At 56.8% G+C, this 15,050-nt stretch carries 10 protein-coding genes and 1 tRNA gene; 4 read left to right on the forward strand and 7 right to left on the reverse strand.

The genetic code is table 11. The features are described 5' to 3' along the window. The coding region (locus WA354_RS07580; protein WP_472812394.1) for an ATP-binding protein at positions 1–1,230 on the reverse strand (1,230 nt) is incomplete at its 3' end. A 648-nt stretch (positions 1,231–1,878) separates the two neighbouring features. Between WA354_RS07580 and WA354_RS07585 the strand changes: the two genes are divergently transcribed. Continuing rightward, positions 1,879–2,751, forward strand: a complete 873-nt coding sequence (locus WA354_RS07585; protein ID WP_472812395.1) for a hypothetical protein — start codon at positions 1,879–1,881, stop codon at positions 2,749–2,751. Between the two features lie 130 nt (positions 2,752–2,881). Here the strand turns inward: WA354_RS07585 and rpmA are convergent, their stop codons facing one another. The 6 genes from rpmA to WA354_RS07615 all read right to left on the reverse strand — a co-directional run bounded on the left by rpmA (position 2,882) and on the right by WA354_RS07615 (position 10,963). Beyond that, complete coding sequence (gene rpmA, locus WA354_RS07590) at positions 2,882–3,145, reverse strand: 50S ribosomal protein L27 (RefSeq protein WP_472812396.1); 264 nt, start codon at positions 3,143–3,145, stop codon at positions 2,882–2,884. A 30-nt stretch (positions 3,146–3,175) separates the two neighbouring features. Then, the gene (gene rplU / locus WA354_RS07595; RefSeq protein ID WP_472812397.1) at positions 3,176–3,505 is read right to left on the reverse strand and encodes a 50S ribosomal protein L21; all 330 of its coding nucleotides are present in this window, start codon (positions 3,503–3,505) and stop codon (positions 3,176–3,178) included. 357 nt (positions 3,506–3,862) lie between these two features. Then, complete coding sequence (locus tag WA354_RS07600) at positions 3,863–6,667, reverse strand: GH36-type glycosyl hydrolase domain-containing protein (RefSeq protein WP_472812398.1); 2,805 nt, start codon at positions 6,665–6,667, stop codon at positions 3,863–3,865. A gap of 114 nt (positions 6,668–6,781) precedes the next feature. Beyond that, entirely contained in the window at positions 6,782–7,144 is a 363-nt protein-coding gene (locus WA354_RS07605) for a hypothetical protein (RefSeq protein WP_472812399.1), read from the reverse strand. Positions 7,145–7,264: 120 nt separating this feature from the next. After that, positions 7,265–7,903, reverse strand: coding sequence for a PAQR family membrane homeostasis protein TrhA (gene trhA, locus WA354_RS07610; protein WP_472812400.1), 639 nt, complete (start codon positions 7,901–7,903; stop codon positions 7,265–7,267). A 309-nt stretch (positions 7,904–8,212) separates the two neighbouring features. After that, a complete protein-coding gene (locus tag WA354_RS07615; RefSeq protein ID WP_472812401.1) occupies positions 8,213–10,963 on the reverse strand; it encodes a GH116 family glycosyl hydrolase in 2,751 nt (916 codons plus the stop codon). A 213-nt stretch (positions 10,964–11,176) separates the two neighbouring features. On the opposite strand from WA354_RS07615, the gene WA354_RS07620 reads away from it, so the two are divergent. The 3 genes from WA354_RS07620 (at position 11,177) to WA354_RS07630 (ending at position 14,627) form a co-directional block, all read left to right on the forward strand. Continuing rightward, positions 11,177–12,445 (forward strand): hypothetical protein, encoded by a 1,269-nt coding sequence (locus WA354_RS07620; RefSeq protein ID WP_472812402.1) that lies wholly within the window; start codon positions 11,177–11,179, stop codon positions 12,443–12,445. A gap of 67 nt (positions 12,446–12,512) precedes the next feature. Next, complete coding sequence (locus tag WA354_RS07625; RefSeq protein WP_472812403.1) at positions 12,513–14,387, forward strand: VWA domain-containing protein; 1,875 nt, start codon at positions 12,513–12,515, stop codon at positions 14,385–14,387. 165 nt (positions 14,388–14,552) lie between these two features. After that, positions 14,553–14,627: transfer RNA gene (locus WA354_RS07630), tRNA-Phe, on the forward strand. The last annotated feature ends 423 nt before the right edge of the window (positions 14,628–15,050 follow it).

Below are 15,050 nucleotides of genomic sequence, written 5' to 3' on the forward strand. Positions count from 1 at the left end.
GTCGCGGGCCTTGCGGGCAGCCTCGCGCGCACGGGCCGCTTCAATCGCTTTGTTGATAATCTTGCGGGCCACCGGCGGATTCTGCTCCAGATACATGCCAAGACGCTCGTTAACGAAAGCCTGCACCGTTCCAGCGATATCAGAATTGAGCTTGCCCTTGGTCTGGCCTTCAAATTGCGGCTGCGGCAGCTTCACGCTTACCACTGCGACAAGGCCCTCGCGGACGTCGTCGCCGCTCAGGTTCTCTTTTACGTCTTTGAACAGGCCAAGCTGCTGGCCGATCGCGTTGATGGTACGTGTGAGCGAAGTACGGAAGCCGGAGAGGTGCGTGCCGCCGTCCACCGTGTTGATGTTGTTGGCAAAGCTGAACACCGTCTCAGAGTAGCTGTCGTTGTATTGCACGGCGATTTCGATTTCGACGTTATCGCGCTGAGCTTCCATCACGATTGGCTTCTCATGCAAAACCGACTTGCCGCGATTGAGATGTTTCACGAACTCCGCAATGCCGCCGGCGTAGCGGAATTCGGCGCGCCGGGCCTCGCCGGTTTTGGGATCGGATGTGCGCTCATCGGTCAGCGTGATCTCTAGCCCTTTGTTGAGGAAGGCGAGTTCCCGCAGACGCTGAGCCAGCGTGTCGTAGTTGTATTCGGTCGCGGTGAAAATTGTCCTGTCAGGCAGGAAGTGAACCTTGGTGCCGCGCCTCTTTGAGGTGCCGGCCATGCGCAGTTCGCTCGTAGCCTGGCCGCAGCTGAAATCCATTTCCCAGGTGTGGCCATCGCGCCATATCTCGACATTCAATTCCTGGCTGAGAGCGTTCACGCAGCTTACGCCGACGCCATGCAGGCCGCCGGACACCTTGTAGTTGGAGGAATCGAATTTTCCGCCGGCATTGAGTTTTGTGAGCACCACTTGCACGGCGGGCATCTGTTCGCCGTTTGCCAGCACCTTCATGTCAACGGGAATGCCACGGCCATCGTCGACGACCGTAATCGAGTTATCCACGTGGATGGTAACTTCGATTTTCTTGGCATAACCAGCGAGGGCCTCGTCGACGGAGTTGTCTACTACTTCGTAAACAAGATGGTGAAGCCCCATCTCACCGGTTGAGCCAATGTACATTGCCGGGCGAAGTCTTACGTGCTCCATTCCCTCCAGGACAGTGATGTCTTCGCCAGTGTAGTTTCCGTTGTCTTCGGGGAGGGGAGTAATGTCGCGTGGTTCAGTCGCCATATTTTTCCATTCGCAGAATCTTCGCCTTCTGCGGTTTCTTCCGCAGGCTGACCCCGGCTTGGATCAGGGGCCAATTTTGGGGATTAACCGCTTGAAACACGAGGGTTTTGTGAGAGCTCTGCCAAGGTCTATTTTACCATGCAGCCCTCTGCAAAAGGAGGTCGAAAGGCCGCGTTACGAACGCGCGGCACAGGTAACCGAGTTGGGTACCTTTGCGTAGATTACCGAAGAATGATATTACTTTTGTCACTTATTTCTGCGATACTTTCGATGTAACTGAAAAAGATGGACTTAGTGGTGAAATTGCACTAACATGAAAGTGTCAGTAATCCAAGATCTTGTTTAGACTTTTCTGTGAGGGGTAACCAAATATGAAACTCGCTTTCCGCGTTTTTGTCCTATCCGTTGTCGTCGCCGGTGCCGCCGCCGCTTCGGTTTCTTCGACCCCGAACCATGCGTTTTCCAGCCACCAATCGGCGACCGCCGGCCTGCCAGTTCCTTCTTGCGGACCGGGCATGGGCTGCCCCAACACTAGGTAAATCGATGTTTCGTAGCACCAAAGTGCTACACGCGAGAACCTAGTTTTCATTTGTATCCAAAGGCTGCACGGTCTATTCTGGGAGAACTCTCAGGATAGAAAGGCCCCGTATGCCTTTGGATTTTGCAATGTCGCTGATGAGCGTGATGGAATTCATGCTCTGGGCAACCCTAGGCTTCCTGTTTTGGAAGAAGAAGTTGCACAAGCGCTTCCCCGCATTGAATGTATATCTAGCTCTGCGTGTGGGCTCCATGCCCGTCCTCCTGGGACTCCTCTATATTCAGGCCCAGCCTTGGGGACATCAGTACTTTCCTTTCTACTTCTACCCGTACTGGGCGGTTTACATCGCCAGCGCTATTACTCTCTTCTTCGTTACCATTGAAATCTTCCGTTCAGTGCTCTCCTCTTTCTCCGGCCTCAAGCGGTTGGGTACCATCGTATTTCGCTGGGTGGCCCTGGTCTCCGCAGTAGCCAGCCTGGGAAGCGTTTCGTTCTCGCATTTGAGCGTAATGATCATTCCGGACATCGCATTCGCACTTATGCGCTCGGTCAGCATTCTTGAACTCTGCCTGCTGGCGTTTTTGTGTTTGTGCCTCAATGCGCTCCAGCTGTCTTTGAAAGATATTGCCTTCGGGTTCGGCCTCGGTTTGGGTCTTATGTCAGCGAACGATTTCGTTATTTCGGCGATCGGTCCCGGAAATGGTTCACTCACCGCGCCTGTCCAGTTTGCCTATGAAGGCGTCATTCTCGTCACTCTCTTGACCTGGATCGCGTATTGCGCCATGCCCGAGCGTGTCCGCACGCCGATGGTTATGCCCGCCAACTCCACTATCTATCGCTGGAATGAGATTGCGTCCGCACTGGGACACAGCACGAAGGTTGCGGTGCAGCAGCCGGCAAACGGCTTCTTTCTTACCGATGTGGAGCGGGTTGTCGAAAAAGTGCTGACGCGCAATCTGCAGGGCAACGAATCGAAATCGTAAGCCGTTCGAGTTGAACCACGAAAGGGCCGAACCTCCAAGGGGTCGGCCCTTTTTTCATGCTGCGGGATTGGTGCACACAACGCAAAAAGGCCACGGCGAACCGTGGCCTTTTGAGTGTTGATAAATCCTGTTATTCGGCCGCGACTGGCTCGACCGAAGCGTAACGGCCGCGGTTGCCACGGTCGGTAAACTTCACCCGGCCAGTCACCTTGGCGAAGAGCGTGTCATCCGATCCGATGCCTACATTCGTGCCCGGCTTGATCTTGGTGCCGCGCTGACGGATGATGATTGACCCGCCGGTGATGAGCTGTCCGGCAGAGGCCTTCACGCCCAGCCGCTGTGCATTTGAATCGCGTCCGTTTGTGGAACTGCCTCCACCCTTTTTGTGTGCCATTGCCTTGATTCCCTTCTAGATCTTTGGCGCTTACTTCTTCTCAGCGGTGTAGGTCACGCCGTCGGCCTCAATGGCCTTGATGCGCACCTCGGTAAAGTTTTGACGGTGGCCTTGCATCTTTTTGTATTGCTTCTTCCGCTTCAAATGGAAGACAAGGATCTTATCGCCACGCCCCTCGCCGACAACTTCTGCCGTCACCCTGGCGCTGGACGGCTTGGCCATGCTGCCCTCTTCGCCGCTGTAGGCGAGAACATCGCTGAACTCGACCGTCTTGTTGTCCGAAGCCACGGACTCGATCTTGACCACATCGCCTGGCGCGACTCGATACTGCTTGCCACCGGTACGAATAACCGCGTACATAAACCCTCCAGGGCAAACGCACGCGCAACAGCGGGTGCATGCTCCCAATCTTGAATTGCTCGGGCAAAACTTCCAGGTCCACGGTACGCTCGAGCGCCGATAAATCCTTGGGCGAGCGGTTGGCTCCGTGGCGACAGGCAGGAATCGCCAAACTAGAGTAGTTTACCGGGTTTGCGAGTCGGGGTCAATGTGATCGCCGATGGGAGCCGCGCCATGTCCTGGATTTCAATCGCTCGAAGGGTGATGGCACATGGCAAATTCATTCCGTCGCCCATTCGTGAAAGGATCGACCGCTCGGATTTTGATCCAGCTCAAGGCGTATCAATGGTTTAGCTTTTGCGATCCGGATCTCTCCTTTCAAACTACCCCCTCGATGAGGGTCCAGCGCAAGGGCCTTTGCGCTGAGCCCATGCCCGCGACTTCCAACCTCCCATTGGGCATCTTCTTGAGCGGAACGCGTTTCCCATTTACCTCGGCGTGGGAGAACTTCTCGGCCACCGTCTCCGGCAGGGCAATTCGGACCGTCCAGGTTCCCGATCGCGAAGGGGCATACCAGCCTTCAAGTCGCCCTTGGTTTTTTGCCACGCCTACAAGTGGTGAGTCGAAGCGATAAGAATCCAACGGCAGCCGGAGGTTCAGATTCAGGCCCTCGCCCGTGAACTCGAGCCCGAGTAGTTTGCTCGCTGAGTAGAGCGCGCACGCATGGGAGTGAAGATTCAACACCGGAAAATCGGTGCCGTGGAAGAAGGGCTCATTGGCTGCTCCCCCGGGATGCTTGTTCAGTGTGGAGTTATAGGAATCATTCCCGCTCCATACGCCGTACCAAATGTCCGGGTAGGCATCCGCGTGGGAAGCAAGTGTGTTTCTCTTCCACTCTTCCCATGCCATGGCTGGATCGACGCCCGCGAGCGCCCACACCAGCGTCTGATTCAGCGACGGCCAGATGGCTCCGAGCTCCAAGGTGCCCACATTTGTGCCACCAACACTTCTCATGTCGGGGCCGTCGCTCATCTGGGCAGCGCCAAGTGGTCCACTCCGAAGCAGGTCATTTATGGTTTGCACGAGTTCGCGCGTCTCCGCGTCGGTGGTGGCGCCAGCCAGAATGGCCCAGGGCTGCGGTTCGATCCACAGTGTTGTATCTCCCAGCCATCCCAGCCTGGGACCGAGCCAAGCGCGTTTGAACCACTTGCCGTTCCATTGTGCGCGGGTGGCCTCGCGGTGGTGATCTGCGCTCGCGCGGACTTCTTTTCCGAGCGTTGAATTCGGGACGGCATAGTCGAGCAAGCGCGCGTACTCGTCGTAGACCCACGCTGCCATGGCGGAGTTCAACACGCTCTCGCTGGTTTCAGCGCATTCCTTGAATGCTTTCTGCGCCCACGTGTAGATAAGGCCGTCGTTCCAGTCGTCAACCCGCATGCGCATGATGCCGTGCTGGCCAACGCCGACGTCGTTCACCTGGTGCCTGTAGCAGCGCTCGAGCAGATTGCGCACGCTGTCTGTCCGGCCTGCGGTCGCCGACAAACGCGCGGGGATCATTTCGTTCAGAAAATCGACATCACGCGTGGCCAGCACGTACTCGCTCACGGTCCATATCAGCCACAGCGGGAGATCGCTGGCGTTGTCAGAAGCCATTGGCGCAACCACGCCGTGTCCCACAATCCCGTAGGGGAGCGACCCGTCGTCGCGCACCTCCTTCAGGGTGTAGCGCAGAACGCTCCTGACGATCTCCGGATCGCTGAACAGAAACGGAAGACTGTGCTGGAGAGGGTCGCGCGCAGCTCCCTGGAAGCCCATCGTGTATTGATAAAAGCCGTTCTGATTCAGAATGTGTTCGCCAAAGAAATCGTCAAAGGTCTGGCTGCTCCTGAGGTAGTAGTGGTTCCACGTTGCCTCGCGCTTCACCCACGGCTCTGCCGGGACGTCGAAGCGCATGCCCTTCTGCTTCCACATCCGGCTCGAATCCTGCAGGACTGAAGCTGCATTTTTCTCATACTTCGCAATCAAGGTGTCGAGTGCGAAACCTTCTGGTACATAACCGTAGAGAAAACGAATTGTCCGACTTTCTTTTGGAGCCAGTTGCAGCGTACGCTCGAGCAGAAGGCCTGTGCGTGTTCCGCTATCTGTGATTTGGCTGCCGAGGCTTTGCTTCAAACCGGCAGGATTTGCCGGACCACTCGCGCCGAAGAATACTCCAGCGTCTGCGCTGAATGCGCTCGCAGTTCCGTCGAGCGAAACCAGGAATGTCTGCGGCAAATCGAGGCTCTCGAAATCGGTACCAGGCATGAGATCCGCGACCGGAGATGTGAATCCATTTGGATTCATGCGCAGCATGGCTTTTGCGCGTTCCCATGCTGCTTCCTCGCTGCTCGATCTCCCCTCAAAATGCTTTGCCTCGAGGAGGCCCTTCATGCTGCCGATCTGCGAAACTCTATGGCTGAACCGGCGCCCCATTTCGCGGCGCAATTTCGTCTGCGTGGCAATTCCCGCCATCGCCTCGATGGCCGCGCGATAGGAAAATTGAAATGGCTGGCATCCCCAGTACTCCACCCAGCGCACGGTTGCAGCTACGTTCCCGTGGTTGGTTATTGTTGCCTCTGAAATCAGAACGGGATCGTCGCCAAACGGTGCACTGATCGTCTGCTCAGCGGAGTAGCTTTTATTGCTGACCCGCTTGCGAAAATAGCCTACCCCAAAAATCCGCTCGAATTGTGGGTTGTTCCCGTCGTAGTAGGTGGTCAGCGACTCTTGGTCATCGGTCAGATAGCCGAGACCGCCGCCGAACTGGCTCATCTCCGGATCGACATCATTCAGAAATTTCGGGCAACCCTCATCCTGGCGGACGCGAATATGTCCGTAGTTCGAGGCGAGCGCGGTAATTCGATCGTTGCCCACCTGGTGTATGTGCTCGGTGGGAGCGAGAATTCCTGGCTGAAGCTGGGTTACGGCATGGGCGTCGATCGTCTGATTGCAGGTGTATTCGAAGGCAGGTAGCCCGAACTCGTCCTCGATCCAGGTCCCGAAATTGCTCGAACCATACGGTGCTTGCCGCGAATGGGCGGCCTTCGTTTCTTTTGCCACGGGCCAGACTTCGGTAGCCTGCAGTTTGCTGGCGAGAGCAACTCCCAGCGTCTTCAGCAAAAACTCCCTGCGTGTTGCTTCCATCTACACACTCTCTGCCCAGACACATCGGCCGACAGGCGATTGTAGTCGGTGTCGGCCATGGTCAGCGAGCGCGCGCGTCGTTTACTGGATCGGGTGTGACGGACTTCGACCGGCTTAGAATGAGCGTTGTGCGGAAAGCCCTTTGAAGCGGAAGCTCGCCTTCACGCGCCGTTCAAATGGATCTCCATCAGATTCGGGCAGGGGAGCGGGAACATCAAGAAATGAGTAGTTTTCTTCGCCCTGGGACGAAGGCTCCTCCATTCCCGTGCCGATCTCCTGGGGAGTTGTGGCCAATGCGCTTGCGGAGTTCTCATGCGTAGAATGGTGGCCCGAGTCAAACACCGGTTGAAGCGCGGAGATGAGATTCTCAACGTGTCTCTTGCGCGTGTTTAACCACTCGTACCTCTCGGAAATGATGGTCAGATCCTCAAGGGCCTTTTCGTATGCAGTGCGATAGGGATCGGGTGTCATGCTCATGTTCACTCCACGCGAAGTGTAGCATCGGTCATCTTGCTTAAATCGAAAGTCTCATGCGCAATCCACCCAAAAGTAATGTGTGCTGCTGCGAAGCGGAACAGCACGCCGCCAACGCGGTCCCTACGACTGAGGCACCACATAAAACAAGATGGCGACGTAGTGCGCGAAGCTGCCGGCCAGAACAAACAGATGCCAGGCGGCATGGAAGTACGGGATTCGATCCAGAGCAAAGAAGACGATTCCCAGGGTGTACGCCAGCCCTCCTGCGAGCAGCCACATCAGACCGTGCGGACTGATGGCATGCATCAGCGGATGCACCGCAAAGATCACCACCCAGCCCTGAAAGAGGTAGACAACCGCGGACGCCACCGCAAAGCGGCCCACTGCGAAGCTCTTGAAGACGATTCCGGCGACGGCGAGTGTCCACACAATGCCAAACAGAGTCCAACCCACCGTTCCACGGAGCGAAACCAGCGTAAACGGCGTGTAGGTTCCCGCGATCAGCAGATAGATGGCTCCGTGATCGAGCACATGAAAGACGTGGCGCGCGCGAGTCCGCACCAGCGAGTGGTACAGCGTGGAGCAGATATAAACCAGCACCAGAGTCGCGGCAAAAATCGAGCAGCTCACCACCACCCAAGCCGACCCCCGTGTACTGACGACGATCAGGTACACCGCACCGGCGATTGCCAGAGCCGCTCCCAGGCCGTGCGTGATGGAGTTGGCCAGAATGTCGCCGAGGCGATAGTGAGTGTGCACGGGTTGATGATAATGGGGATCAGATCAAGCGTCAGTGACGGAATTGCGGGCTGGCGTGGTATCTCGGGAGTTCGTGACATATGTCGCAAAGAGCAACCGCAGTCTTGCATGGCTCTTTGCGCCACCCGAGACCATGAAAATCAGGTGGGATCGTGCTTTCCCACCCTTGCTGCGCAAGGATGGGTCACCCAGTTTTGATCGAGGTATGAGAATTTTCAGGGCAGATTCTTCGACTCCGTTGGCCGAAAAACCGGCAAAACTACACTCAGGGAGCAGATCAATTCTGATGCGAATTTCAGAGAAAGAGTATTAGATAGCTCTCACCGTGGGCAGACCTGGCTTGGCCGTGATCTTCCAGTCGAGAGCGCGAGTGCCCTCTGCGTCGGTGAACTGCAGCTTTTCGATGGCGAGTTCGCCTTCGATCAGGTTCACCGCAACTGTGTGGCCATCGAATGTAATGGTGCCGAAACCGGATGCGGTCGAGAAGAAGCTCGTAAACGGATGCACCTTCAGCTTCGGTCCGAAATGCAATGTCTGGTCGACAGCCGAATAACGGAAGCCGGAGAGCGCGCCGACCAGGGCAAAGCTCGACATGGCGCGTGCGTACCAGTTGCCGCACTCATATTCGTTCCATGGATTGCGCGTACGTCCGTCGTAACGGCTGCGCAACGCCTTCACGATGGTCAGGCCCTCGTCAACGAACCCTTCTTGAATGAGGTGCGAGGCAACCTGATATTCGATGCCGGTCCACACTTCATCGGAGTAGACGAAAGGAAGTGTTGGCTTGTCGCCGCGCGGCCAACTGCAAAGCAACAGGCCGGGCTCGTGGCCCATCGCGTAGCCAGGTCGCTGCGCGTTGGCATGTTGGCTCAAGTCGGTCTTGAAGTTGTTGCGGAAGACAGCCTGCAGCGTGGAGTGGACGTTTTTCTGCGCCAGCGGAGTGTCGATACCGTAAATGCTGGCCATCCATGCGCCGATAATGCCGTCCGACAGGCAGCCCGAGCCGTATTGATATTTGGGTCCTTCGCGTTTGAGCAACTGCTGCATCTCGCTGCTTTTCTCGCCGACCTGGGCGATGGATTGCGCGAACGATTTGTCGCGGAGATCCTGAAACTCAACCTTCTGCTGGTAATAATCGCCATTGAATAGCGTCTCGTCCATGAACTTCGCCGAGCGTTGGGCAAGATCGCCGTAGAGTGTCGCGTCAGCAGATTCACCAACAGCCGTCGCCATCTGCGCCATGGCGGCGAGCGCGCCGAGGTAGATGCTGGTGCACATGCCATCGGGGCCCCAGAACTCTATGTCGTAGGTGTTGTGATGAGGTTCGAAGAGCGCGCCACGATGATCGGGATCCCACGTCGCAATGCAGTAATCGATCGAGCGCTTGGCGAGCGGATACATCCGCTTCAGCCACGCAGTGTCGCCGGAGATCTGCCAGTCACGAAAGACCTTCATGATCCCGCCAAGCTGGCCGTCGGCGGCTGCGTGCCCCGTGTGATCGACGGGACCATCGGGGATCGCGCCGCGGAAGTTGACGTGCCCACGCTCATCCATCGAGCGATTGAGTTCCAGACTACGCAACGTGCGCTCGAGTTGCGGATAGAGATGCGGGAGTGCCTGCGCGTAGTTCCACACGTGTGTGCACGATCCGTGACAACAGCCAGCATCGGGAAAGCAGCCTTCCCATCCCCACACGTTGCCGTTCGCCTCGCGCAAGATCGTAGGTGCTTTCACGATCGCGAGGTTGGCGGAGACGGCGTCGATCACATACGGCGGAAAAGTCGAATTGAAGATTGCGTTTTTGAATTGAACGGTCCTGGTACGCAGGCTGGCGTAGTTCTGCTCAACGTAAGCTGAGACGTCCCGGGCATCTTTCCATTGGGTGGAGTAATAAGGATGCCAAGGAGGCGGTGCATCGGCTGGAACCGTGCGGCACCCGGGCGCGCCCTCGATGACGCTCGCGTTCTGAGCGGCGGCGATGCCGCCTTCGCGCAAATAGCAGTTGGGAAAGTGCCACGTAATCACGATGGGGTAGGTGTGCGACTCGCCGGGGGCGATGTGTCCATCCAGCAAAATCGAAGCGCCATTGCGGCCGGCATTATCCACCGTATTTGAACCGTCATTGGTCGTGAACGTCCCCGTTGAGACTTCGCGCCAGAGAGCCGAAAGCGAGTCGAATTCCCATCCGGGGCTGCGCAGCCACATGGCCTTGATCTTTGGTTTGCCGCCAATCACGGTGAGGGTTGCGCTGCCATACGCCTCGGCATTGGCTGCTTCGCGGTTGAAAAGGTACGCCCCTTTGCCGGGAATAGCCGCGTTTGCGCTTGCTGCCTGATCGGGGCGGCAGCCGGGCGCCAGATGTGAAAGGTGGTAGGAGAACTCGTAGTCGACCGCTCGCGACGAAGTGTTGCGGAGTGTGTACTCCAGGATGGCACATGGGATGCCGGAGTTCTTGTCATCGAGAGGAATGAAGGGGTTCCAGGCTACGAGAGATACATCGAGCGGAATCGACTGATCAGCGAAGCGAACCTCTGCGAATGGGAATTCGCCGCGGAAGTTGCATTTCTCAAAACGTGGAAACCCTTCCGATCCACCACGACGTAAGCCCTGTCCCTGCAATCCCTGATCGAAGATTTTGAAGGGCGGAAATGGGCCCTCGACAAGTTTTGTCGCGGTCGTAGATCCTTTGATATGGAGGATGGCGAAGGCAGCCTCGGGCGAGTTGGAGGAGAAACCTACGGGAAGTGCCGTGGTTTCAGGGCGGGTGCGGATGGAAAAATCCTGCAAACCGCCCGAGCCGTTCACGCAGATGCATCCCGCTCCCAGACCGCCAACAGGCAGCGCCACCTGCGTAGCCCGGTCCCCGCTGAATGTTCGCTGTGGACTCGGCTGGAAAAGCTCGGCGGCAGAGAAGGGCAGCGGATCGCGATCAATGGCAACTGCCGGGGCTGCGTTTTCCGGCGAAGACGCATCGGAGCTAGCAGCGGGTACCGCGGCAGCCAAGGCCACCGTTGAACCCGCTACGAGAAATTCGCGGCGAGTTGGTTTTTTCAGGGACATAAAACGCCGGAACTGAAGCTGTGAAAAGGGTAACACCGCTCGGAGACCTTCCGCGATTTCGAGAAGATTCAGAGACAATTGCGATCCGGAATTGCGCTAGAATCGAGGGCTAACGATAGGATCCTTGATCGGCCGGACTCTGCCGCCCTCCCCCGGGGTCACCCAGGTCGGACCATCACGGTGGCTTTGGTCTTGACCGAGAGGTCTTCTTTGATGCAATGGCTGGTACTCGGCGGGATTTTGGTGGCGCTGGTGTTGCCGGGCTATCCCGCCGAGGGCGGTGCCAGCGAGAAGATGACGGTGGGTCAGCTCGAGCAGATTTTCGTACAGGTCGCTTCGCAACCGCGCCAACCCACAAAGAAGCGCGCCACCGCAGCGCCCGATGAAATCGCCGATATCAGCGACGGAGATTTGCTGCAACTCGATCAGGATGATGAACTTGCTCCGCGAATCGCGGGAATTGACTTGACCGAGCGCCTGAGCACGATCACCATGTACCGCCTGGTTGGGAAATACAATCTGGGTACGCGCGTGCAGCAGGCGCTCGAGCAGTTGGCCGATCGTTCGGCACTCCTGAAACTGCCGCCCGGCGAACAACTCAACAAACCGCAACCCGATGCCGAGGCACAGCAGGCGATGCTCCAGCAGTCGCGAGCCTACGTTTTGCGCGAACTATCACATCTTCCGAACTTCGTGGCCAGCGAGACCACAACACGGTATGACGATTCTCCGACTCTCAAGTATTTCCAGGGGATAACCGATCAGGCCGGATTCCATCGCGTAGGAACGCTGCAGCGCCAGATTACGTTTCAGGATGGCAAAGAGGTCACAGACAACTCGATGGGCACAAACATCACAAAATCCAAGGACGGCGGCTTGGAGAGTCGGGGCGAGTTTGGAACCGAAGCCGTCGTCGTTCTGATGGATGTGGAGAAGGGAAGCGTCGTGTTCGACCACTGGGAGCAGTCGATGGCCGGCCCTGCTGCTACGTATCGGTATTCCGTACCGCGGGAATCCTCTCATTACGAAGTCACCAATGCCTGCCAGAACCACGTTTCATTTCATGAGATTCCCGGTTATTCCGGCGAGATCGCGCTCGATCCCAGGTCCGGAGCGATTTTGCGAATGACCCTCGTAGCGGAATCAAAACCGGGGGACCCCCTATCGCATGTGGCGAGCGTAATTGAGTATGGCCCGGTGGTTCTGGGAAATCATCGCTCGATCTGCCCTCTGCGGAGCCTGACGTTCATGGTGGAGGAAGCGAACGGGTGTGGCAAACACAAACTGCAAAAGCCGGTCGCGATGATCAACCAGACAATCTTTTCCAATTACCACCGGTTTGGCTCCAGCGCGACGATGATTTTTAATGAAGCACAAAACGGCCGCACAGTGCCGGAAGGTTCGACGCAAAAGCCGCCGGCGGGCGCGGAAAAGACCGTTCCGGCTATTCCGGCAGCCAGCGAACCGAATAGGCGGCCCTGATCAGAGCATTTATCGCGACTGCAATATCAACGAAGTGCTAGTCTTTCCGCACCCTGGAGGTTCTCGGATGAAGCTCTTCAAGCTGGGTATCGGTGCATTGACAACTGTTTTTGCGACTGCTCTGATTGCCCAGAGCAGCGATACAACAAGAACTGCTCCAGAGACCACGCTGAAGGTAAACAGCCGCGCGGTGCTCGTAGACGTGATTGTTACCGATAAAAACGGCACTCCAGTCAAGGGCCTGAAGCAGGGAGATTTCAGAGTGCTGGAACAAGGCAAGAAGCAGTCGATCTCCTATTTCGAAGAACACACGGCCGATTTGCTCTCCCGGCGCGGACAAGATCGGGCGTTTCCACCGATGCCGCCGAACGTGTTTACCAATTTTTCCCCACTGACGGCGCCACCGGCGGTCAATGTGCTGGTGCTGGATGCTCTGAACACTCCGATGAGTGACCAGATGTACCTGAAGAAAGCGGCGCAGCACTATCTCAAGACTCTGAAGCCGGGATCGCGCATTGCGATCTTCACGATGTCGATGAGGCTGAGCTTTATTCAGGGCTTCTCGGATGACCCGGTTGTGCTGGCCACGGCATTGGGCTATCGAAAAAATGACAGATCAGAGCCGGCGGTATTGCTGCAGTCACAAGCCGAGACTTATGCGCAAGGCAAAACCCTCGAAATGATGGTCGCGATGGAAGCGTCGGGGGGGAACAGCCTCGTATTCACTGTTTCCCCATATTCGATTGCTGCCTTTCAGCAGTTCCTGGAGGAGACGCGTTACGCGCAGGACAGCGATCGCGAATACCGGACACTGCAGAATCTGAACGAACTCGCGGCTTTCCTCGGATCGTTTCCGGGGCGCAAGAATGTGATTTGGATGTCGGGATCGTTTCCACTTGAGCTGTTCGGACAGACGGCGATGCGCTTCGAAGGCTCAATCGAGAAAACCGTAAATCTTCTGTCGGCAGCACGCGTGGCTGTCTATCCGGTAGACGTGCGGGGCGCGAATGTTCCAGCCTTATACACCGCAGAGAATGCGCTCGATCCCACCATCACATCGGCGCCGCAGTTGCTAGGCCCACCGCCGGCAGTGACCGCAGATGCCCCGAACCCGGGAGAAGGCGGACTTTCCGGCATGCTGCAGGACGAGAGCGAGAAAAAGAATTCAAGCGATACGACCATGGACATGCTGGCCAGTCAAACCGGCGGCAAGGCGTTCTACAACCAGAATGATCTGGCAGGAATCATTGGCAAGGTCACTGACCAAAGCAGTAATTTCTATACTCTTTCGTATTCGCCCAATGATACGGAGATGGATGGCAGTTATCGAAAGATTGAAGTGAAGGTTGGAGACGGCGAGCACTATACGCTTTCGTATCGCAGGGGATATTTTGCGCGCGACGAAGATCTGCCGGGAGCCTCGCAAGCAAAGCAGGCCGAAGCCGCGCAGAGCGCAGCGCAAAACCCGATGAGTGTTGATCCGCTGGAACCCTTCATGGCGTTTGGAATGCCGCAGTCTGAGCAGATTTTGTACAAGACTTTAATACAGCGCATGGATCCGGCGACCACTGCAACCGGGCAATCAAAACCGTCATTGAAAGGTCCGACGGACCGCTATTCCGTGGACTTCGCCCTGGATCTGGATGATTTGCATCTGAAACTTGATCCGGATGGATTACACAGGGACACATTGAACCTGTCGATGATTGTTTATGACAAGTACGGACAGGTTACGAGCAAAGAAGAGCATCTGGTGAAACTCGAGATCAAGCCGGACACCTATGCGGCGTTTCAGAAGACCGGATTGCAAATGCATGGCCAGATTCTGGTGCCAAGGGGGCAATACTGGCTTCGTACGGGCGTCTACGACGAAGCGTCGCACAAGGTGGGGACACTGGAGGTCCCTCTCAGTTCGGTCAAGGACAGCGTAGCCAGCAAATAGCCAGTTCGCCTGTCACTCGCATCCGCGACCCGTCGGGTTTGGCGTGGGTGATTGTCAATTGGTATACTACCCAAGTCGTTGCAGCACACTGTCCGTGGAGCCGCCCACCCCATCTCCGGCAAAGCCGGATTCCGCGCAGGAAATGCAACTGAAAGTCTGCACTGAGGCCAGGTAGCTCAGTGGTAGAGCGCGGCCCTGAAAAGGCCGGCGTCGGCGGTTCAATCCCGTCCCTGGCCACCACAGTTTCTTCCGGACTTCTCCAAGCAGATTCATCAAATTCCCGCTGGAATTCTTGTCCTTCCACCTTCGACTGTAAACGCTCTCAGACCGAGCAACCCCGGTGCGAGAATCCGGGGTCTGCGGCACCGTGTTTTAGTATTCGATCGTGCCTGGCGTGATTCCTCGGCAAACTATACACATCTGTCCTGCATCGAATAAACAATCGTTGGATAGTTCGCCGGAAACAACCTGAGATTGCAGTGCTGCCGTTGACGTCGGTTTCCCATACACACGCGCCGCCCATGAATTTAAGGGACCTGCTGAGCAACGATCGGATATCTTCGTCGAACGATATCTTCACGCTCCTGTAATTTGTTGCCCACGATATCGCTTACGGACGCGAGGCGAGTTTGCCATTCACCAACAAAACCACACACAAGGAGA

It is taken from the genome of Occallatibacter sp., from assembly GCF_049802275.1.
Taxonomy (GTDB): Bacteria; Acidobacteriota; Terriglobia; order Terriglobales; family Acidobacteriaceae; genus Telmatobacter.

Excerpts from the sequence above, each read along its gene's own strand:
- WA354_RS07585 (WP_472812395.1), top strand. The coding sequence starts at position 1,879 with ATGCCTTTGGATTTTGCAATGTCGCTGATGAGCGTGATGGAATTCATG.
- rpmA (WP_472812396.1), bottom strand. The coding sequence starts at position 3,145 with ATGGCACACAAAAAGGGTGGAGGCAGTTCCACAAACGGACGCGATTCA.
- rplU (WP_472812397.1), bottom strand. The coding sequence starts at position 3,505 with ATGTACGCGGTTATTCGTACCGGTGGCAAGCAGTATCGAGTCGCGCCA.
- WA354_RS07600 (WP_472812398.1), bottom strand. The coding sequence starts at position 6,667 with ATGGAAGCAACACGCAGGGAGTTTTTGCTGAAGACGCTGGGAGTTGCT.
- WA354_RS07605 (WP_472812399.1), bottom strand. The coding sequence starts at position 7,144 with ATGAGCATGACACCCGATCCCTATCGCACTGCATACGAAAAGGCCCTT.
- WA354_RS07615 (WP_472812401.1), bottom strand. The coding sequence starts at position 10,963 with ATGTCCCTGAAAAAACCAACTCGCCGCGAATTTCTCGTAGCGGGTTCA.
- WA354_RS07620 (WP_472812402.1), top strand. The coding sequence starts at position 11,177 with ATGCAATGGCTGGTACTCGGCGGGATTTTGGTGGCGCTGGTGTTGCCG.
- WA354_RS07625 (WP_472812403.1), top strand. The coding sequence starts at position 12,513 with ATGAAGCTCTTCAAGCTGGGTATCGGTGCATTGACAACTGTTTTTGCG.